General features: G+C 36.8%; 18 protein-coding genes and 3 pseudogenes. 4 read left to right on the top strand and 17 right to left on the bottom strand.

Features of this window, described 5'->3' with window-relative positions:
- Window positions 1-188 precede the first annotated feature (188 nt).
- Window positions 189-1,853: an FAD-dependent oxidoreductase gene (locus tag AC6F8J_RS00375; protein ID WP_500720258.1), complete on the bottom strand. Its 1,665-nt coding sequence runs from the start codon at window positions 1,851-1,853 to the stop codon at window positions 189-191.
- Window positions 1,854-2,184: 331 nt separating this feature from the next.
- On the opposite strand from AC6F8J_RS00375, the gene AC6F8J_RS00370 reads away from it, so the two are divergent.
- Window positions 2,185-3,423, top strand: a complete 1,239-nt coding sequence (locus tag AC6F8J_RS00370; protein ID WP_500720257.1) for a diphosphate--fructose-6-phosphate 1-phosphotransferase — start codon at window positions 2,185-2,187, stop codon at window positions 3,421-3,423.
- A gap of 39 nt (window positions 3,424-3,462) precedes the next feature.
- Here the strand turns inward: AC6F8J_RS00370 and AC6F8J_RS00365 are convergent, their stop codons facing one another.
- The 14 genes from AC6F8J_RS00365 to AC6F8J_RS00300 form a co-directional block, all read right to left on the bottom strand.
- Window positions 3,463-4,110, bottom strand: a complete 648-nt coding sequence (locus AC6F8J_RS00365; protein WP_500720256.1) for a YfbR-like 5'-deoxynucleotidase — start codon at window positions 4,108-4,110, stop codon at window positions 3,463-3,465.
- Window positions 4,111-4,219: 109 nt separating this feature from the next.
- Complete coding sequence (locus AC6F8J_RS00360; RefSeq protein WP_500720255.1) at window positions 4,220-4,351, bottom strand: FeoB-associated Cys-rich membrane protein; 132 nt, start codon at window positions 4,349-4,351, stop codon at window positions 4,220-4,222.
- 11 nt (window positions 4,352-4,362) lie between these two features.
- A complete protein-coding gene (feoB, locus tag AC6F8J_RS00355; protein ID WP_500720254.1) occupies window positions 4,363-6,312 on the bottom strand; it encodes a ferrous iron transport protein B in 1,950 nt (649 codons plus the stop codon).
- Window positions 6,313-6,459: 147 nt separating this feature from the next.
- Complete coding sequence (locus AC6F8J_RS00350) at window positions 6,460-6,675, bottom strand: FeoA family protein (protein ID WP_275843037.1); 216 nt, start codon at window positions 6,673-6,675, stop codon at window positions 6,460-6,462.
- 345 nt (window positions 6,676-7,020) lie between these two features.
- A complete protein-coding gene (locus tag AC6F8J_RS00345; protein ID WP_500720253.1) occupies window positions 7,021-7,827 on the bottom strand; it encodes an ABC transporter permease subunit in 807 nt (268 codons plus the stop codon).
- Complete coding sequence (locus AC6F8J_RS00340; RefSeq protein ID WP_500720251.1) at window positions 7,820-8,728, bottom strand: ABC transporter permease subunit; 909 nt, start codon at window positions 8,726-8,728, stop codon at window positions 7,820-7,822. The genes AC6F8J_RS00345 and AC6F8J_RS00340 overlap by 8 nt, the downstream gene beginning before the upstream one ends.
- Before the next feature lie 93 nt (window positions 8,729-8,821).
- Window positions 8,822-10,153 (bottom strand): extracellular solute-binding protein, encoded by a 1,332-nt coding sequence (locus AC6F8J_RS00335; protein WP_500720250.1) that lies wholly within the window; start codon window positions 10,151-10,153, stop codon window positions 8,822-8,824.
- 224 nt (window positions 10,154-10,377) lie between these two features.
- Window positions 10,378-11,388, bottom strand: coding sequence for a substrate-binding domain-containing protein (locus AC6F8J_RS00330; protein ID WP_500720248.1), 1,011 nt, complete (start codon window positions 11,386-11,388; stop codon window positions 10,378-10,380).
- 208 nt (window positions 11,389-11,596) lie between these two features.
- The gene (gene radA / locus AC6F8J_RS00325; protein WP_500720247.1) at window positions 11,597-12,967 is read right to left on the bottom strand and encodes a DNA repair protein RadA; all 1,371 of its coding nucleotides are present in this window, start codon (window positions 12,965-12,967) and stop codon (window positions 11,597-11,599) included.
- A 94-nt stretch (window positions 12,968-13,061) separates the two neighbouring features.
- On the bottom strand, window positions 13,062-13,472 hold the full coding sequence (locus AC6F8J_RS00320; protein WP_500720245.1) for an endosialidase: 411 nt from the start codon (window positions 13,470-13,472) through the stop codon (window positions 13,062-13,064).
- Between the two features lie 107 nt (window positions 13,473-13,579).
- Complete coding sequence (locus tag AC6F8J_RS00315; protein ID WP_500720259.1) at window positions 13,580-16,036, bottom strand: AAA family ATPase; 2,457 nt, start codon at window positions 16,034-16,036, stop codon at window positions 13,580-13,582.
- Window positions 16,036-17,085 carry a protein arginine kinase gene (locus tag AC6F8J_RS00310; protein ID WP_500720243.1) on the bottom strand — a complete coding sequence of 350 codons (1,050 nt, stop codon included), beginning with the start codon at window positions 17,083-17,085 and terminating at the stop codon, window positions 16,036-16,038. Before AC6F8J_RS00310 ends, AC6F8J_RS00315 begins: the two co-directional genes overlap by 1 nt.
- Window positions 17,082-17,579 carry a UvrB/UvrC motif-containing protein gene (locus AC6F8J_RS00305; RefSeq protein WP_500720241.1) on the bottom strand — a complete coding sequence of 166 codons (498 nt, stop codon included), beginning with the start codon at window positions 17,577-17,579 and terminating at the stop codon, window positions 17,082-17,084. The genes AC6F8J_RS00310 and AC6F8J_RS00305 overlap by 4 nt, the downstream gene beginning before the upstream one ends.
- Window positions 17,580-17,598: 19 nt before the next feature.
- On the bottom strand, window positions 17,599-17,940 hold the full coding sequence (locus AC6F8J_RS00300) for a hypothetical protein (protein ID WP_500720240.1): 342 nt from the start codon (window positions 17,938-17,940) through the stop codon (window positions 17,599-17,601).
- A gap of 184 nt (window positions 17,941-18,124) precedes the next feature.
- On the opposite strand from AC6F8J_RS00300, the pseudogene AC6F8J_RS00295 reads away from it, so the two are divergent.
- Both AC6F8J_RS00295 and AC6F8J_RS00290 read left to right on the top strand, forming a co-directional pair.
- Window positions 18,125-18,475, top strand: a pseudogene (locus tag AC6F8J_RS00295) (tyrosine-type recombinase/integrase); the annotation flags it as partial.
- Window positions 18,468-19,612: pseudogene (locus AC6F8J_RS00290) on the top strand (IS91 family transposase). The pseudogenes AC6F8J_RS00295 and AC6F8J_RS00290, both read left to right, overlap by 8 nt.
- 488 nt (window positions 19,613-20,100) lie before the next feature.
- On the opposite strand, the gene AC6F8J_RS00285 reads toward AC6F8J_RS00290, so the two are convergent.
- Complete coding sequence (locus AC6F8J_RS00285; RefSeq protein ID WP_500720238.1) at window positions 20,101-20,679, bottom strand: redoxin domain-containing protein; 579 nt, start codon at window positions 20,677-20,679, stop codon at window positions 20,101-20,103.
- A 10-nt stretch (window positions 20,680-20,689) separates the two neighbouring features.
- A complete protein-coding gene (locus tag AC6F8J_RS00280; RefSeq protein WP_500720236.1) occupies window positions 20,690-21,373 on the bottom strand; it encodes a cytochrome c biogenesis protein CcdA in 684 nt (227 codons plus the stop codon).
- 404 nt (window positions 21,374-21,777) lie between these two features.
- Here AC6F8J_RS00280 and AC6F8J_RS00275 point away from each other — a divergent pair.
- A pseudogene (locus tag AC6F8J_RS00275) lies at window positions 21,778-22,209 on the top strand (IS1634 family transposase); the annotation flags it as partial.

Here is a 22,209-nt window from a genome sequence, read left to right as displayed (position 1 = left end):
TTATTTTTTATACTCAAAAATTAGTTAAGGTGTCAAAACTATATAGTTGAACTTTTGCATACAATATATAGTTATGAATGCATCAACGTAATCTATATATTGTATGTGAATTTAGTGAAACTTAGTTTTGACCCTTTAACCAAAATTATTATACCACAAATCGTTAGATTTGACAGTAATAACAAGTTTTAGTATTTTTTCAAATACTTTCTATAGTAATTGTAACCACCCAATAGGTTCCTAGTTTTAAATCCTGCAGGATTTAAAATAGTGGAAGCTAAATACCCTCTAAAACCAACCGCACAATAAATGATTATTTCTCTATCATTTGGTAACTCACTAATCCGTTCCCTCAGGTCATCAAGTGGTATATTTATATGCCCTTCAACAGCACCATATGCCACTTCTTCCGGCGTCCTAACATCTAATATAACGGTTTTACTCCTATCTAATCCTTGAATTTCTTCACTTCGTATGGGCACCATTTTTTTACTCATGATATTGTCCGCAACATAAGCAACCATATTAACAGGATCTTTTGCTGAAGAATAAGGGGGCGCATAGGATAATTCTAATTCTATCAGGTCTTTTACTGTTGCACCGAAGCGTATGGCCGTCGCAATAACATCGATTCTTTTTTCTACACCTTCTTGACCGATAGCTTGAACACCAAGTACCCTACCTTCCATATTAAAAATCAACTTTATTGTTAGATCTTTGGCACCCGGATAATAATCAGCATGGGAGCTTTTTGTAATAATAGATATTAAATAGTCTTTACCATAAACCATACCTTGTCTTTCTAGACTTTTTTCATTATTTCCTGTTGATGCCACGGTTATATCAAATACCTTGGCAACGGAAGTGCCTTGGGTACCCTTGTACATCTTGTTTAGGCCAGTAATGTTATCAGCCACGATACGAGCTTGTTTATTGGCTGGTCCTGCAAGAGGCACCATGGTCATTTGGCCACTTACAAAATCTTCCACTTCAATAACATCACCGAGTGCAAAGATATCTGGATCACTGGTTCTAAGGTTAGAGTCGACAATAATACCACCTCGTTCGTTGCTTTTTAGACCTGATTCAATGGCCAGACTTCCATTAGGCTTCACACCAATTGCCAATAAGATGATATCACTTTCTATAGCTGTTCCATCATTAAGAATCACATCTGTGACTGTTCCCCTTCTTTTAAAAGACTTGACACCATTATTAAGGTGTAGGTGAACAGATTTTTTTGCTATATGGCCATGAATCAATTGTGCCATATCATAATCGATCGACATCATAACTTGCGGGGCCATCTCTGCTATTGACACATCAAGTCCTAGATTATGTAAGTTTTCAGCCATCTCCAACCCAATAAATCCACCTCCAATAACCGTTGCTGTTTTTAAGTCATGGCTTAGAACATATTCTTTGATTCGATCTACATCCGGAATGGTCCATAAAGTAAAGATATTTGGACTATTAATACCTTCAATCTTTGGCACTAAAGGTGTAGAGCCTGTTGACAGAACCAATGTGTCATATGGTTCTTCATAAGTCTCAAGGGTTATAACATCTTTTACTATGACTTTTTTGTTCTCTCTGTCAATCTTTAAGACTTCGTTATTAATCCTAACATCTACGTCGAATCGATTCCCAAATCCTTCCGGTGTTTGTAACAATAATTCTTCCCTATTTTTAATGGTACCTCCAATATAATAAGGTAGTCCACAATTAGCAAAAGATATGTAGGGTCCTTTTTCAAACATAATAATCTTTGCCTGACTATCCATTCTTCTTAATCTAGCTGCAGTTCCTGCACCACCGGCAACGCCACCGACAATTAACACTTTCTTCGACATCTTTTTCTCCTTTTGTTCTTATATTTATGGTATGTGAATTTAGTGAAGCTTAGTTTTGACCTTTTAACCATATTATTATTTTAATACTTTAACCCTTTGTAAATATTTATATCGTAATATACATTTATATATTACGATATATGGATATATATGTCAAGCTTTTTATTGCTTTTTTGTATTGTATTTTTTTATGTCAAGCTCTATTCTATATGATATAATGTTAGCAACAAAGCAACTCATATTCATTTTTGTTACACGCTATGGTTAGAGGGTCAAAACCAAGCTATAATAAATCAGGTTTTCACATTAACCTAATTGAGGAGGTATTTTAATGGAATTAAAAGGTAAAGTGGTTATCGCACAAGGCGGTGGTCCAACTTCAGTTATTAACCAGAGTCTTGTTGGGGCTGTTCTAGAATCAAGAAAGTTCCCTCAAGTCACACGCGTTTATGGTGCTCTAAATGGTGTAGAAGGTATTATGAACGAACGCTTTATGGACTTGACGCGTGAGACCACCCATAACTTAGAAAGGGTGGCTGCCACACCTGCTTCAGCCCTTCTGTCTACAAGGGTTAAGCCTGATTATGTTTATTGTAAAGAAATGTTTAAAGTTCTTAAAGCCCATGATGTACGCTATTTTTTCTATATAGGGGGTAATGATTCTGCTGATACCGTTCGAATTGTTAATGAACAAGCGGTACAACAAGATTATGAGTTTAGAGCCATTCACATACCAAAAACCATAGATAACGATTTGGTGCTTAATGATCATACCCCTGGTTATGGATCTGCTGCACGTTTTGTTAGTACGGCTTTTATGGGCTTGAATCTGGATAATCGCGCCTTGGTTGGCGTCTATATCGCGGTCATCATGGGGAGAAATGCAGGCTTTTTGACGGCTTCTGCAGCCTTAGCAAGGAAGTATCCCGATGACGGCCCACATCTAATCTATTTGCCAGAACGTGCCTTCGACATTGACCAGTTCTTATTGGATGTTAAAGATGCCTATGCAAAGTACGGACGATGTATTGTTGCAATTTCAGAAGGTATAAAAGATAAATATGGTAAGCCTTTAATTACCAATCTAGTAGACACCGTCGAAAAGGATGCCCATGGTAACTTACAACTGTCCGGTTCCGGTTCACTTGGAGATAGTCTTACCGCTCTCGTTAAAGAAAAGCTAAACATTGACCGGGTACGTTCTGATACCTTAGGTTATACACAACGTAACTTCATTGGTGCAATATCCGATGTGGATTCAAATGAGGCTCGCGAAGTCGGAGAAAAAGCCGCTCATTTTGCTATTTGGGATAATGTAGACGGTTCAATTGTGATCGAACGCACCGGTTACTATAGTGTCAATTACAAACTGGTTGATTTAAGTTTGATAGCAGGAAAAACAAGGTTTATGCCGGATGAATTCATCACGCCAGAAGGCAATAATGTAACAGATGCCTTTAAATACTATGCCAGACCCCTTGTTGGATCCGGTTTTCCTCAGCCTTCCCAGTTACGTGCACCCATGGCACCCAAAATACTGGATATTCATGGACAGCCATTGCACTTATAAAGCTTCTAAAAGGGCATCTCAATCTGAGATAGCCCTTTTTTAGCTCTCAAAAACAGAAGGATCAAAGTATAAACCATCAATATATTCAGCTACTCGCTCGCCATAATGACTTCGAATATCAAGTCCAAAATCCTCTAGGGCATATCTCAAGAAATAGCGCACACAATCTAGATCAATTGTAATCAATAATACAGTGACTTCCTTAAGAATCTTCCTAAAAGGTTCATTGCCGAGTTTCACTTCTTCTATGGCTTCAAGGACCGTATCAATAATATCTGCAGCACTTAAAATTAGACCTTCCGGATCATCTGCTTTAGGCTTTAACATGAAGGCCTTGAATCTAGGGCGCCATGATTTTGGTATGTCCGCTTTAATCTCTTCTTCAAAAGCAATCTCTTCAATCTCTAGAAGGGCAGCTTTCATTTCTTTCGTCTTTTTTTTGGTCGTTGCGATAATATCGCCAGTAGCAAGCTCAATCAAGTCATGGTTAATTGCTCGCTCAAGTAACAAAGCCATATTTACCTCGTGACCAAACTTCTCACTTTCCCAGATAGCAAGCCCCTGTGCAATCTTTGCAACAGACCACATATGTTCTGCAACACTACGACGTTTAAACATAAATCTATTTTGATAACGTTTTAATTCCATTAGGCTTCGAGCTTCATAAATGTGTTTTCCAAAGGGCATAATGCAACCTCCTCACTCTTTCTCATCTGCTTATTATACCACAAAAAACCCTTTTCATAAGATCTCTTGAAAAGGGTTTCTTGGTCATCATATACCAATATCTCTTATATCATTTTCTCAAAGAGCAATTGTTAACAGAACATCCGGCGCATTTACTAGATTTTAAGTCTCTTTTTGTGTGAATAAAAGCCCATATCATGATTATTGCAAATATACCACCCACAATAATTGTAGCAATCATATAATCATCTCCTATTCTGTTGCTTCTACTAAGGCTGTTTTTGAATGATTGGCTCTTTTAATCAAGAGTATTAAACCAATTGCATAGGCAATCAAAATGAAAATTGCAGGAACAAACCCAACTGCTGTTTCACCATAAATAATAAGTGTACCAATATGGGTAATCAGCAATGCTAAAATATAACCAATACTAAGTTGGAAAGCCAGTCCTCTAAAGAACCATTTTTTCGAGTCCATTTCAGCGTTCATGGCACCTATTGCCGCAAAGCAAGGTGGCGTAAAAAGATTAAATGCTAGAAATGCATATGCTGTAACTGGGGTGAACATTTGTGACAATGCACCTCCCGGTACATGAAGCGCTTCTTCTGAAGCCATTGCAAACAATACTGCAAGGGTGGCTACAACATTCTCCTTAGCTATAAAACCTGTAATGCTGGCAGCAGCTAATTGCCATCCTACGAACCCAAGGGGAATTAACAGAGGTGCTATGACTGATCCTACAGATGCCAAAATACTCTCGGATTGTATATCCGTCGCCTGAAGCTTCCAATTGAAGGCTTGCATAAACCATACTAAGGTATTCATAACCAATATAATGGTTGTCGCTTTATAAATAAAGCCTTTTGCTTTATCAAACATTTGGATAATGGCATTTTTGATACTTGGCATCTTATACTCCGGTAGTTCCATAATGAAGAAAGATGTGTTCTCCCATACAAATAATTTTTTAAGTAGAAGTCCCCCCATGATGATGACGCCAATGGCTATGATATAAATACTAGGTCCTACCCATGAAGTGTTTGGGAAGAATACGACTGAAAACAAAGCAATAATAGGCAACTTAGCACCACACGGTACGAAAGGCGTCAGAATCGTTGTCATTCGTTTTTCATTCTTATTCTCGATGGTTCTGGTGGCCATAACACCAGGTATTGCACAACCCGAACCTACAATCATAGGAATAATGGACTTACCTGATAAACCTATTTTTTTGAAATAGCGGTCCATAATAACAGCAACTCTTGACATATAACCGCTATCTTCAAGCAAAGATAAACAAAAAAACAATACCATAATCAAAGGCAAAAAGCCGATAACAGCACCGACACCACCTATAGCACCATCAACAATTAATGCCTGCATCAAAGGATTCACACCAATACCTTCAAAAAAACCATTTAAGGCATCCGGTATTACTTCACCAAAAACCACATCGTTCAAATACTCTGATAAGAATCCACCCAATCCTTCAATAGAAAAAGCGTAAACTCCCCACATAATTAAGAAGAATATTGGCAATCCAAACCACTTATGTGCAACAACCATGTCTATCCGATCTGACATGTTGACGCGGCTCGCATTGTGCTTCTTATTTAGTGATTTTTTCAGAATTGTATTGATCCATGTTTGCCTGGCCACATCATTGTTTCCATCCAAATCAACAATGTTTAAAGGTTCTTGCTTAGTTCCTACAATATCAATAGCTGTCGTTACTAGGTCTTCCAGACCTTTTTCTGTCGTCGCCGTAATGGTTACAACTTTACATCCAAGCGCCTTTTCCAACTCTTGCCTATCTACTATATCCCCACGTTTTGATAAGATATCCGCCTTATTCAAAGCAACAACGACAGGAATGCCAAGCTCAAGCAGCTGTGTTGTAAAGAATAGACTTCGACTGATATTGGCACCATCAACGATGTTAACAATCACATCTGGCTTAGCTTCAAGTACAAAATCACTTGTAATGGCTTCTTCACCTGTATAAGGTGAAATAGAGTAAGCACCCGGCAAATCCACAATATCAATTGGCTCTTTTACAATCTGATACTTGTGCTTAATGGCTGATATTTTTTTTTCGACGGTTACACCGGCCCAGTTCCCAACATACTCGGTCTTTCCTGTAAGCGCATTGAAAAGTGTTGTTTTTCCCGAATTGGGATTCCCTGCTAATGCGATTTTCATGCTTGCTTCCTCCACATAGTATGAAATTGATAGTCACTATCATTAAATGATTATGAAAATATGCTGTATTACACAGCATGTTGTACACTTACTATGGTAACAAAATACCAACTGTGGAGACTGTACTGGCCTCCGTATGATGAAAATTTATGCAGCCAAACGAATGGATTTGGCCATAGCTTCATCAATGGCATAACGGCTGTCCTTTATGTTCACGATATAATTGCCTGCCAATTTAGAAATGATGGTTATGCACTCACCTTCAAAACATCCTAATGTAAATAAAAACTTTTTGATTTTTTCATGACCTTCTATTCTTACTATTGTGAATGTTTGTCCGATTTTTGCTTTATTTAAAGACATAAGACCACTCCTTCTTCCGCTATGCTAAAAGTAACCACCTAATACGCCAGTTATTATTCTCATTTAAATTTTTAATTGAGAAAACATATCATTTTCTTTATATGATAAAGATTATCATGTTTCAGACTTTTTTTCAAGTCTTTTCGTATATATTTTCACAAATATTTTTATTGTTAACATTTCGTTCAAAACTAGTAATAACAGGACTTTAGCTTTTAAATGATAATTATTATCTGTAGATATTTATTGTTATTTAATTATTTTGTTTGATTTTTTGTTAAATTTTTATCAAGATAAGCATGGTCTAGGTCACGTACTGACCTAAACCAACTTAAACTAAGTTCTTTATTTTATAGATCCGAGCATACCTTCTACGAATCTTCTTTGTAATAAGAAAAATATGAGGATGGTTGGCAAGGTAGCTATAACGATTGCTAGCATAATAACACCGTATTCAGGAAAATAAGCAGATGACAGTGAGGATATAACCAGTGTTATGGTCTTTTGTCCATCGGATTGTAACACAATTAGTGGCCATAAGAAACTGTTCCAACTTGTCATAAAGGCGATAATACCAGCAGCAGCAAATGTTGATCGCATGGTTGGTATATAGATTAAAAAGAACACTTGATATTCATTTAAACCATCTACCCGCGCAGCTTGTATTAAATCTGAAGGAAATGTTTTCGTGTTTTGTCTGAAGAAAAAAATCATAAATGGTGTGGCAATTGTAGGGATGATGACCGCTATATGAGAATCCAAAAGATTCATATTGGCGAACATCCTAAATAGGGGTATCATCAGTGCTGCAAAAGGTACCATCATGGTTAATAACAATATTGTGTACAAACGTTCTTTGTTTTTTGATTTGTAGATTTCAAAGCCATAACCTGCAAGAGATGCAAACAGTAAAAGTAAGAATGTACTTATCAAAGCTATTTTTCCCGAATTAATAAGTATGGTTTTCATATCTACCATCTTAAATAACATACTTAGATTAGCAAATAACTCGCTACCGATGGTCATTTTTCCTTTGGTGATATCTGTGGCAGTATTGGTTGCGCCAATAACCATCCAGACAAATGGGAAAATAGATACGAATGCTGCTATTGACAAAAAGCAATACTTAAATATATTTCTTAGTCTATACATGATCATCACCTGCCACTCTAAACTGTATAATGGATAAAATTGCAATAAAGAACACAATTACATAGGAAACTGTAGCTGCATAACCAAAATTCGGAACAAACTTAAAGGATAAGTCGTAGATATACTGTGACAATGTCATGGTTGCATTAAACGTTGGTGTTGATGCACCTCCGCCAGTTAAGTTGACGACTTCATCAAACAACTGAAGGGTACCTATCGTAGACATAATCGATGTAAATAATATGATGGGTTTGAGCATGGGTATCGTAATGAAAAAAAACTGCTTTATTTTAGACGCACCGTCTATTTCAGCCGCTTCATAGATAGCTGGATCAATGTTTTGTAGACCTGCTAAATAGAAAATCATATTATAACCTGTCCAACGCCATGTAATGGCAAGTATGACTGTTACTTTGGCATAAAATGCATCTCGTAACCACGCTATAGGTGCATCAATTATATTAAGGAATAGAAGGGTTTGATTAATAAGTCCATCAACGCTAAACATACTTTTAAACAAGATGGAATAGGCCACAAGCGATGTAACACAGGGTAAAAATATGGCTGTTCTAAAAAAGCCTTTGAACTTAAGTTTTTTATCATTCAGTAAACTGGCTATAACCAAAGCAAGTGTCAACATAATCGGCACTTGGAATATGAAGTACACCATGGTATTTTTAAGTGCTTGTTTAAAAACAGCATCTCTAAAAAGCCTTCTTATATTACCTAAACCAACAAATTCATAGACCACACCTTTACCGGACATGGTGGATAAATACATAGAGTTAAGTATAGGATAGATGGCAAATACAGCTGCTAATATTACAGCAATTGCTACGAAGCTCCACCCAATAACCTGACTTTTTCTATTAGTATACTTTTTCTTGCCCTTTGATTTCATATATATCCCTTCCTTAAATTCTCCTTCTTACAAGTAGAAAGTAACATAACGCTTTATGATAGGAGACTAGTCAATGACTAGTCTCCTTAAAAACTACTGTATTTGCGACTTCACTTGTTCCTCTGCACGAGCCATAGCTTCTTCTACAGATCCACCTTCATAGATAGATGCCATCTCTGCTAATATGGCGGCGTCTGCTTCATAAGTATATAATCCATAGTTCAATGAAGGTATTTCATCCATCCATTTAGCAAATTCACCAAATACAACCTGGCCACCAAAGAACGCATCACCAGCGCTATAAGCTTCTCCACTAGCTGATGGCAAGTATGATCCAACTGCTCCATTGCTGATTAGAATCTCTTGATAGAAATCAACATCTTTGCCAAAAGTATCATTTAAGAAATCAACCGCCAAGTCTTTATTTGCTGATGATGATAATACATACCAGCTTGATCCGCCTAAGTTCGAAGCATTTACTGCTCCTGGCACATCAAGTCTCGGCACTGGTGCCAGTGCCCATAAGCCGGATTGTGATGGCTCAGCTTTTACTGACCCTGTTATCCAAACACCGGTTGTGATGGATGCAACATCCCCAGTATTTAATGCACCAACCCATTCTCCCCAACCGGATGTTTTCTTGGTCATAGGTGAGTTAACAATGTCTGTATAGATTCTTGCTGCTTCTGCTAAAGCGATATTATTAGCGATTGTTGGATTGCCATCATTATCAAAATACCATGAACCCGCACCATTTAACATAATTCTCATAAGACCACCATCATAAGGATCGGTAGCCATCATCTGATGACCTGTTTTTTCAAAAACTTCTTCACCGATTTCAATGAAGCGATTCCAAGTGATGTTGTTCATGTCTTCTGGAGAAAAACCTGCTTCTGCTAAATAATCAGTACGGTAATAGGTGCCTGCAACACCGGAGTCAAAAGGTACACCATAAACACCATTATCCATTGTCATTAGTGCGACCTTATATTCTGCAAAGTCACTATGATTGATTTTCCCTGTTAAATCTTCAAAGCTTCCTGGATAAGACTGAAGGTATTTTTGTGAATTGTAGTCTTCAATGAGTACGATATCCGGTAAACCATCTGTTGTGCCTGAAGCAAGCATTGTATGCAACTTTTGTTCAAGGTCACCTTTTGCATAGTCTACGACTTCAAACTCGACACCGCCATTGCTTTCTTTGTATATTTCACCGGCATGGTTCATAATAGCAATATTAAAGTTAGGGTCCCACGCCCAAATGGTTAGTTTCTTTGATTCTGTTGTTTCTGAGTCCTGAGTTTCTGTCCCTGCTGCTTCAGTTTCTGTTGTTTCCGGCTGTGTCTCTTTCTCTGCGGCACCACATCCTGCAATAGCACCTAGCATTGCCAATACAATAAAAATTGATAAAATCTTTTTCATATTACCCTCCTATTTATTCAATCGTAGTTGATTTCTATCTTATTGTTTTTTACACAATAAGATGATTGGTTAAAGTTCAAAAATGTTGTTTGACGCTTTAACTTAATTGAATTATAGTAAAATTTTACTTATTTGTCAATAAAAAAATCTATTTTTTCACTAAAACAACCAAAACCATCAAAAGAGACACAAGGGTCTAATAAAAGGTTTTGGTTGTTTTCATTCTACTTAATTGTATTACGTTCAATGATTTTAACCGGCAATAGAATCTTGACAGGTATCTTTCTTCCCTCGATTCTTTCCACCATCAACTCCACAGCTTTCTCCCCCATGAACTCGTTATAGATTTTCACTGTTGTTAAAGCTGGATATGTATAACTGGCTGTGGGTATATCATTAAAACCTATAATTCCTACGGTATCAGGCACTTTGATCTTAGCCTCATTTAAAGCCCTAAGAGCACCAATAGCAATGGAGTCGTTGGCAACAAAAAAAACTTCTGGCAAATTTGCATGCCCGATAGCCTGATTCATTAGCTTATAACCACTCTGAGGTGTAAAGTCTCCAATGTAATCATATTCAGGCATGTACAAACCTTTCTTTTTCATAAACTTAATAAAGGCATCATACCTTTTCTCGCCTATAAGCGTTCGGCATTCTTCTATCGTTTCAATACCACCAATATAGCCTATGCGTTTGTATCCTTTGTCCATAAGATAGTTTAAAACTTTGATGACCGCTTTTCTTATATCAATGGTAACAGAATCATACTCATCCTCAAAAGGAGACGAATCTATAAAAACTAAGTTTTGATACCTCGCTTCAAAATCCCTAATTTCTGCTGTTGAAAACTTTCCAATAAAAATAACCCCATCAAGAGCTATATCCATGGTTGGGTTAGAATTGCCTATTCTTGGAAATTTGATTAAGTGAATCTGCTCATCCTGACATTTTTTCTCTATACCCATCCGAATGCCTAGATAGTAAGGATCCTCAATCTCGCCTTCATCAGTGACAAACTCAACAAGACCTATCGACCGTTCATCTTGTTTCTGATTTAATAAGGGTTTTTTCCTTCTATTTCTTGGTGTCTGATACTCCAATCGCTCTGCAATTTCTACTATCAAAAGTCTTTTTGCCGTGGATATTGACAACGTATCATCATAATTTAACACTCTTGAAACTGTTGTTATAGAGACACCTGCTTCTTTTGCAATTTCTTTAATCGTAGCCATAATCGTCTCCTCAGCTGTTATTCTCATTTACATAATATAGTATATAAGATATTTAGGCCATTTGTCTAGACTCTAGTAAAAATATGTGAAATTCATATAATTTTACCTTTGATTAATAAGATTTTTATCTTGTTTTATAGTAAAATCGCTATTTTTTTACTGTTTTTTTACTAGCAAAAATAGGTAAATGCATTGTTTCATGAATCCATCAAAATATTCGTTTCAAAGTCTCTTCCACACTTTTCACGCCAATCAGTTTAATCTCGCCTACGCCATTTATGTGTTTTAGATTGGCATGGGGGATAATACATGTTTTAAAACCCATTTTCATGGCTTCTACAACTCTTTTCTCGCACTGAACGATGCCTCTTACTTCACCCGTCAAACCCACTTCACCCATAATAATAGCATCTTCTATGATGGCTTTATTTTTGAAACTAGATGCTAATGCTGATACTATGGCTAGATCAAGTGATGGCTCATTCACTTTAATGCCTCCGGCTATATTGACATAGCTGTCATAAGCCCCTAATTGCATACCCATTTTTTTCTCTAATACGGCAACCAATAAATTGACTCGATTATAATCCGTACCATTGGCTGTTCGCCTTGGCATACCAAAATTAGTCGAACAGACCAACGCCTGTACTTCTACTAATAAGGGTCTTGTTCCTTCCATACAGCAGGTCACTGCTGAACCCGACTCGCCTATAGGTTTTCCTGTCAACATATATTCAGAAGGATTTTTCACTTCTCTAAGTCCGCTATCTACCATCTCAAAAACACCAATTTCATTGGTTGAACCAAATCTATTTTTTACCGCTCTAAGAATACGATAAGAAACACTCCTGTCGCCTTCAAAATAAAGCACTGTATCCACCATGTGTTCTAGCACCCGCGGACCTGCAATAGCACCGTCTTTTGTTACATGTCCTATAATAAAGGTGGAAAGATTAAGTTGTTTAGCAATCTTCATCATGGATGAAGTCACTTCCCTCACTTGAGAGACACTCCCCGGAGCCGAGCTTAAGATATCGGAGTATATGGTCTGTATAGAGTCCACAATTAATATATTCGGTTTTTCATTCTTTATGGCTTGTTCAATATGTTGCAACGAAGTCTCCGCATATAAAAGAACATTCTCACCATCCACACCTAGTCTTTCTCCTCTTAACTTGATTTGCTTATTGGACTCTTCGCCGGATATATATAATACTTTCAATTTCTGGTTAGAGATTGATTGACACATTTGTAATAGTAATGTTGATTTTCCAATACCCGGGTCGCCACCAACCAATGTTAAGGACCCTTCAACAAGACCACCGCCTAATACTCTATCCAACTCTTCTATTCCGGTCTTAACTCTTGTATCTTGGCCAATAGAGATGTCTTTAAGTTTTTCCACCTTGCCTAGTGCCATATCATCGGATAAAACAGATGTTTTTTTCGATGGGGTGCCGGTCATTTTCACTTCTTCTACCATGGTGTTCCAAGAACGACAACCCGGACACTGCCCCATCCATTTGGACGCTTCATGTCCGCATGTGTTACAGATAAATACATTCTTCGCTTTTGCCATATGTCTCTCCCCTTTATGCGCTCTGCCTCTAATAGCGTTTGCTCTATATCATCCAAAAAAACGGCATATAACTTTAGTCATATGCCGTTAATGGTTATGCTTTTTTTATTTCTATTTTTTGATTACCACTCATAAAATCAACACCAAAACCAATTTTACCAGCTAAGTTTGTTTTCATTTTACCAACCTGTACATCTTGTATGAAGACCTTATATTCTTGGTCAGCCTCAAGTTCCACCGTAATCTGAGCATCTTCTTCACCTTCGACTTCAAAAGTGACCTTTTCTTCTGTCACATTTAAATGATGAACTGTGGTTCCGGGTACTGATTCATAAAGCAATCGGCCATTTTTTTCTAGTTTTGTCACTGCGCTGTACGTCTTAACTTTATATATGTCGCCGTCTACTTCAAAATCTTGTATCTTTTTCTTACTGTCCATCAGATAGTTTCCAAAGCTAAGGGTATTGTTGTTCTCAACTCGGATTAATTCTTGGATACCTGCCATTTACTTAACCTCCTAAAACTCTTGTGAGCATGAAATTATTCCAAGCTCTCTTCATGAATAGTTATCATTATATAGTATTTTATCATGAAATACCAGTTATTTTTCAGTTATTCTTGAGCTTCTCTTGGCTTAAAGGTTAATATTTCATTATCATTATCAATATCAATATCAATAAAATTACCTTCCTTTATATCACCATCTAAAATGTGTTGTGCTAACTGGTCTTCTATTTTTTGCTGTATGGCCCTTCTAAGAGGTCTTGCGCCGTATGCTTCATCAAAGCCTTCCTTCGCAATAAAGTCTATGGCATTTTCCGTTAAGAATAGTTTAATGCCTAGACTCTTGTCCATTCTGGTTGCCAGTTGCATAAACATGATTCCTACGATTTCTCGAATGTTTTCTCGTGTAAGAGAATGGAAGACAATCGTTTCATCAATACGGTTCAAAAATTCAGGTTTGAATATCTTTTTTACTTCATCCATAACATCTTTTTGCATGGACTTGTAATTGCTCACCTCATCATTTGCCGAAGCAAAACCTAAGCGTTTAGGGGAAATGATATTTCTCGCACCTGCATTTGATGTCATAATGACCACAGTATTTTTAAAGTCAATACGACGTCCTTGTGCATCTGTGATATGCCCATCATCTAAGACCTGTAATAAAATATTAAAAACATCCGGATGTGCCTTCTCTACTTCATCAAAAAGCAAAACTGAATAAGGTTTTCTTCTTATTTTCTCACTGAGTTGGCCACCTTCATCGTATCCGATATAACCTGGTGGGGAACCGATTAGTTTTGACACACTATGTTTTTCCATGTACTCTGACATATCAACACGTATTAGCGCATTTTCATCTCCAAAAAGTGCTTCAGCCAGTGCTTTTGTTAGTTCGGTCTTACCCACTCCCGTTGGCCCTAGGAAAAGGAAGGAACCGATAGGTCGTTTAGGATCTTTTAGACCCACACGACCTCTTCGAATGGCTTTTGACAAGGCATCAATAGCATCTTGTTGTCCCACAACACGTTCATGCAGAACATTCTCTAGATTTTTCAACCGTACGCCTTCTTCTTCCGTAAGCTTTTGAATAGGTATACCCGTCCAGTTGGCAATAATACTTGCAACTTCTTTTTCACCGACTACCTGTTCAGCCATATTACTTTTGGCTTCCCATTCCATTTTTGCTACTATTAGTTTCTCACGAATTTCATTTTGTTTTCTTTTTATTTCTCCGGCCTTTTCATAAGCTTCTTCTCGAATGGCCTTTTCCTTTTCATCTTCAAGTTCTGCCACCTGTTTTTCCATTTCATTAATATCCGGTGGTGCTGTAAAAGTACTCAGCCTAACCTTACTTGAAGCTTCATCGATAACATCGATGGCCTTATCCGGTAGAAATCGGTCTGATATGTACCTATTTGAAAGCTTAACTGCTTCAACAAGGGCAATGTCAAGAATCTTAACTTGATGGTGTTCTTCATACATGGTTCTTAGGCCTCTTAATATGCCAATTGCTTCTTCCTCTGAAGGTTCATCTACTTTCACAGGTTGAAAACGTCGTTCCAAGGCCGGATCTTTTTCTATATGCTTGCGATACTCATCCATTGTTGTTGCCCCAATAAGTTGTACTTCTCCTCTTGCTAGGGATGGTTTTAATATATTTGAAGCATCGATGGCTCCCTCTGCTGCGCCCGCACCTACAATCGTATGTATTTCATCAATGAACAACAATACATTACCAACGGCCAAAATCTCGCCAATGGCTTTCTTAATACGCTCTTCAAATTCACCACGGTATTTGGAGCCGGCAACCATCGAAGATAAGTCTAGTGCCACAACTCTTTTACCTTTTATCGTTTCCGGAATATTACCTTCAATAATTTTTTGTGCCAAGCCTTCAGCTATGGCAGTTTTCCCAACGCCCGGTTCACCAATAAGACAAGGGTTGTTTTTCGTTCTACGGCTTAATATTTGAATAATGCGCTCAATTTCTTTATCACGACCTATAATTGGATCGAATTTACCTTCTTTAGCCATTTGTGTCAAATCACGGCTAAATTGGTCAAGAACCGGTGTATTGGATTCCTTTTTCTCATTGGGATTGTTGGGCGCTAGTTTTTGATTACCTACATCTTCACCTATGATTTTTAATATTTCATGGTATATTTTTTGCTTAGAGCCACCTAAGACCTCTAATATCCTTATGGCCATTGAATCTGTTTCTCTTAGTAAAGCTATTAGTATATGTTCCGTCCCAATCTCACCCGAGTTCATCTTACCAGCTTCAGTAACACTTAATTCTAATACTCGGCGAACCCTTGGCGTCATACCTTCACCTTCTGAGGTTTGAACTTGATTTGTGACTATCACCTCTTTGATTTTATCATACACATCCTTATACGTGATGTTCTGACTTATTAGTGTTTTGGCTGCAACACCCTCGCCTTCTTTTAGCAAGCCTAGCAAAAGATGTTCCGTACCTACATAGCTATGGCCCAGTTCTGCTGCAATTTCACTGGATAGGTTGATTGCTATTTGTGCCCGTTCAGTAAATCTTCCCATAATTATCCTCCTATAAGCTGAGGCAGATGATCTCTTATATAATCTGCCCTAGCGCTGTCTCTTTCATTAACATCTAAATCTCTGTTGTATATAATTTGAAGATTAGCCGGTTGTATTTTTGCCATCAAATTATAAATATTAATACTTTTGTTGTCGACGCTTTTAATAACACCTAGTTCTATACCTACTTTTAGATCTGACAACAGACGCATGGCTTCTTTTGAAGTAATCATTCTTGCATGGCTTAATATACCATAAGAACGATAAACCGCATCTTCAAAGAACTTTCTCTTATCCTTCAATAACTTGTGTCTAACAATAAGCTCTTGCTCAATAATTTGCTTTGTTACACTTGTCAAGTTATCTATAATCTCATATTCCGTCTGACCTAAGGTTACTTGGTTAGAGATTTGAAAAACACTACCTTGTGCTTCTGTTCCTTCACCATATATGCCTCTAACCGTTAAGCCAAATTTGCCAATCGCTTCAAGTATGAATTGAAGTTGGCCCGTGGTCTCAAGAGCCGGTACATGAATCATGTAAGATGCTCTAAGACCTGTACCCAGATTGGTGGGGCAAGCTGTCAGGTAACCTAACTTATCATCAAAAGCATAATCGAGTGCTTCTTCAAATAAATCATCTATATGGTCAGCTTCTTTTAAAGCTTTTTCCAAGTTCATCCCAACCGCCATAGACTGAATACGTATGTGATCTTCTTCATTAATCATGATGCTTATAGCCTCATCCTTAGATAGAATTAGAGATGCCGGCATTTGTGCTTTAACAAATTGAGGACTGATAATATGCTTTTCCATCATGGCAATCTTATCAACTTGATTGATTCTACCCATGGCTACATGTTCAAAAAAACTGGTCAACGTTTCTTTGGTTGTCTCAATTGCTTTCCTTGTCTTATCAATAACATGGTTAGCACCTTCATCATCCAAACGATTGGGGAAAGAATAATCCACTAAGTTTCTTGCCAATCTAACACGGCTGGATATAACCACACCATGATAGGTTTCAGATTCCAAATCATACCACTTTTTCATAATTTGGCCTCCTTTTTAAGATCTTTAATTAGATCTCTAATAACGGCTGCTTGTTCATAATCTTCTTTCATTAAAGCAATCTTTAGATCGCTTTCATAGGTTTCCAATTTATTTTGTATTTGTATTTTTTGATTCAGTTTACTTGGACGTTTCCCTGTATGATACAAACTACCTTGTAATCGTTTAACAATCGGTTGTATATGTGTATCAAATACCTTGTAGCAATAGGCACAGCCAACTTTGCTTTTGCTTTTAAAATCACTAAATGTCATCCCACACTTTGAGCAAGTTAAATCAGCACTTTTTATCTGTGGGCTCTTATTGTTTTTTAGTAGCCCACTTAAAAACTGTTGAAAAGACAGACCATCATTGAATAATATGCCTTCATTTTCTTTGGCACACACTTCACAAAGATGAACTTCTTTACTCTCGCCGTTCAAGGTCTGATTCAAATATACAGTTGCCTCTCTTTGCTGACATTTTTCACATTTCATGATTGGTACCTCCTGCCAATTACATTTTCACCTTGCACCTTATACAATATATGGCTTCAGGATGGTTTCCCGCCTGACACGCCGGACAAAAACGATATTCATAAACACCATCATCATTCATAACCGGAGTTAGTGATTCATCCCCATAAGATAGATCGTCTAATGCTTCATTCTCTGATTCATAATCTAATGTTATGTCAAGCAAATGAATAGCATTGATGTTAGAACGTATTTTATCTGCTAGCTTCTTATAGCTACTTATTGATAAATGATCTTTTTCTAAGTCATTATAAACCTGTTTTCCAAGTTGTCGGTACATTCTATTTATAAGGCTATTAAGTTCTTTTCTTTTTTCATCCATATTATAATATCTACCTTCCTTTCTTTTATTCTATTGTACCAAATCGCTGGCGCGATGGCTAGCGAAGGTATATTGTTTTTTTAATCTTTCTTACCACTAATATTTTTCTGAAAATAAAAAAATAGTGGCGGTTTTTACTTCTATGTTTTATTGATCTGCTCCTTTCGCCAAACTCTCTCCTAAAGTATTGCCTTTACTTGAAGAATACTGGCTTACTTGCGGTAAAGCTAAAACCTATCTTTTTCCTCAGCAACGTAAATCTGGTGCTGATAAACCCATTGATACCTTTTACTTGTCGAGACATATTCATGCTCATGAAGAACGTCTAGGTTGGGAGCGTCGTTTAACTTGCCATTCATTTCGTCATGCTTATGGAACCCATCTGTATGAAAACGGTGCGGATTTATTAACTATTAAAACTTTGCTCGGTCATAAATCTTTAGCCTCAACCATGATTTATATTCAACTAGCGCCTAATTCTATATCACATATTCTTAGTCCTTTTGATAGCTTGGAGGATAATCGTGATGTTTAAAATTCAAGATATTTTTAACACCTCGTATTCTGATTACTCTAGCCATTTTAATCCTTCTACGGTTCAACAAAAGGCGGCGCTTTCTATTATGAACTGTAAATCTGGCACTCTTGGTTGTAATATTTCTCGATGCTCAGACTGTGGACACTCTGAAACACATAATAACTCTTGTCGTAATAGGAACTGTCCTTGTTGCCAAGGTGTCCTTAAAGAAATCTGGATTGATGCAAGGAAAGCAGAAGTTATTGATGCTCCCTATTTTCATGCAGTGTTCACTTTACCTGCCGAATTAAATCCACTCATTTATGCTAACCAAGCGGCTCTTTATGCCTTGATGCATCAGTGCGCTTCCAAAACTTTATTGGAATTATCTGCTGATAAGAAGTATCTTAGGGCAACACCTGGTATCATCCAAGTTTTGCATACATGGGGTCAGGAAATGAATTATCACCCACACATTCACTGTATTATTGCTGGTGCCGGATTAACAAAAACTAAACAGTTAAAGAAAAGTGGCAATGACTTTTTTATTCCGGTCAAAGTTCTTGGAAAAGTCTTTCGTGGTAAGTTTCTTGAAGAACTTCAAAAGCTTTATGCCAAAGGTAAACTTCATTTTTCTTCTTCTTGTTCAAAATTCCAAAATACATATGCTTGGTCCGAGTTTAGAAATAATCTTCATAACAAAACCTGATACCTTACATTAAAGAAACTTTTAATGGTTTTGGTAACGCTATTGATTACCTCGGCAGATATACGCATCGTATTGCTATCAGTAACTCTCGTATTACCTCTGTAACCGCTTCCCATGTATCCTTTTGGGCAAATGATTACAAAACAGGTGAGAAGAAAACTATTACCATCACCCATGTAGAATTCATTCGAAGTTTTCTCATGCATGTGCTACCGTCTGGATTTCAAAAAATCCGTTATTATGGATTCTTAAATAATCGTAATAAGAAAGCTAACCTCACACTTATTTCGAAACTCACAGGCAAAGCATTATTTAAATCCTTGTTTGCCTCAATGACAAACGATGAGATTATTGCTTCTCTCTGGGGTATTAACACCAAACTATGTGCTAATTGTGGTAATAGCTCTATGCGTCATGCAGGGAAGGTTTTTCACCAGTTGAATTAAATGGTGTCAACTTCATAAGTTAAAGTTTTTAGTCTTTTTGAAAGGCTTATTTAAGGTACCCTAAATTTCAATCTTGCTTAAATATTCCTCTAATATTTGTTGACTAAACACAGACACCCACGCTTTATTCAAAAACAATGAAGGAAAAAAACTATTCAATTCCCATATACTGACAAAACTTCCACGAGTTGGTACAATAGAGAAGAATCATATTTAGAACAATTAGGGTTTTACTCCAACTGTTCTTTTTTTGATTGTTCTAAATATGCTTAAAGGGTCAAAACTAAGTTTCACTAAATTTACATACAATATATAGATTACGTTGATGCATTCATAACTATATATTGTATGCAAAAGTTCAACTATATAGTTTTGACACCTTAACCAAATATGTTACCTCTCTTAAGAATTATAGCATAAAAGGGTTAGAAATTGAAGAATCTAACCCTTTACCTTGTTAGGCATTAAAACCTACCCTAAGCCAATCTTTATTTAAATTCTTCCATAACTTCGCCAATAAGCTCTGTGGACATAAGTCCAGGGTAATAGGCAATAACACTTCCATCACGGTCAATAAAGTAGGTGGTCGGATAGCCCGGAATCGTGAACTGACTCGTAACATCTCCAACCTCATCTAGTACCATCGGCATTGTATAGTCAAATTGCTCATACCATTCGATGACACCTTCTCTGTCTATATTTTCATCCGTCGTTACGTTAACAAGCAAGATCTGCAAATCATCTCCGTATTTCTCATAGGCTGCTTGAAAATCAGGCATTTCTTCGAGACAATACTTACACCAAGTGGTCCAGAAGTTCAAGAAAACAATCTTGCCTTGATAATCCGACAAGCTGATGGCTTCACCTGTGGAACTGGTCAAAGTAAAGTCCGGTGCCATAATTTTTTCACGTTCCGCTTGACTGGAGGTAACCGCATCTTGAGTTGCTTCCTCATTCGTAATAACCCTTTGGCTATCTTCTTCTACCACACTCACCTTTGTCTCTTTACCACATGCCGCTAATGCAAACAAACTTATCAAGAATACTAATGCTATCCTCTTTTTCATGTAGAACCTCCTATATGTTCAGTATGCTCACTTGATTTGTAAGCATGAGTATCCCCATGGTCATCATAATCAGACCTGCTACTATTTTTATCCATTTGAAATACTTATAGACTGCCTTAAACTTTTTGACAAAAAAACCTACCATAGCCGCTGATAATAAAAACATAACTGCAAATCCTAGAGAATAGACCAACATTAACCCACCGGCAAGTACATAATTTTCTTTAAATGCTGCCATAAATAGTATCGAAGCAATTATTGGACCATTACATGGTGTCCATCCAAAGCTGAACGTTATACCCAATAAAAATGATTTGATGATACTTGGTGCATAGGTTTTGTACCTGATTCTTTTTTCTTTCTCCATAAAGCCGAGTTGTATCCCGAAAATAAAATATAGGCCGAATAAAATAAGCAAAGCCCCGCCTGCCATGCGAAGAACATCACTGTAAGTAGTGAAAATACCATATAAAGCTTTTGCGCCAAAGCCAAGCAAAATATTAAGAGCCGTTAGACCTAAAACAAAAGCAAGAGCATTGGTCATTAACTTCCTATGAATCTTCGGATCTTCTAATGAAGTAAAAGCTTCACCTGCTAAATAGCCAAAATATACAGGTAACAAAGGCAATACACACGGCGTAAAAAACGTTAATACACCACTGGTAAAAGCAACAAAAAAAGATACATCTCCCACGCCATCACACCTTTCTAAATTTAATAAATTTCATTATAATATATAGATATAGTAATGTAAAGTTAAATAAGTGTGAACAAAGACTCTATCTTCCATTCTATTTTCTAGGGTTACGCTTATGAGCATAATTATTTTATTAATTACTCAACTTTCCGGGTCTTTGACACTTACATATTAATATAACCGAAGAAAGCCTTGATTTAGGCTTATTTTTTTGTCTTTTCTTTCAAAATTTAGTACACAATGTTTGGTTAAGGTGTCAAAACTATATAGTTGAACTTTTGCATACAATATATAGTTATGAATGCATCAACGTAATCTATATATTGTATGTGAATTTAGTGAAACTTAGTTTTGACCCTTTAACCATGTTTTATAATATATAGGAATGGAGGGGTTGTTTTATGAGACTACAGATTGTTAAATCCAAAAATGCTTCATCCTTATATGTTGTTAAATCAGTTTTCGAGAACAAAAAACGCACTTCAAAAGTTGTTGAAAAATTAGGCACTTTAGCCGATCTCACGTTAATCCACAATGATCCAATTTCTTGGGCAAATAATTATGTTGAAGAATTAAATCGAAAAGAGCAAGAAAATAAACGTAGTGTTCTTGTTAAATATAACCAATCTAAGCAGATCGAAAAGAATGCACCTGCTTCTTTTAATGGTGGCTATCTTTTTTTACAACAACTCTATCATCAGTTAGGTTTACACCGAATCAGCAAAGAAATCTCCAATAATTATAAATTTACATTTGACCTTGATTCGATTCTTTCACGACTTATCTATGGTAGAATTCTTTTCCCTTCTTCCAAGCTCAATACTTATCAAGAA

Source organism: Petrocella sp. (assembly GCF_059865615.1).
This window is presented reverse-complemented; position numbering and strand designations above follow the sequence as displayed.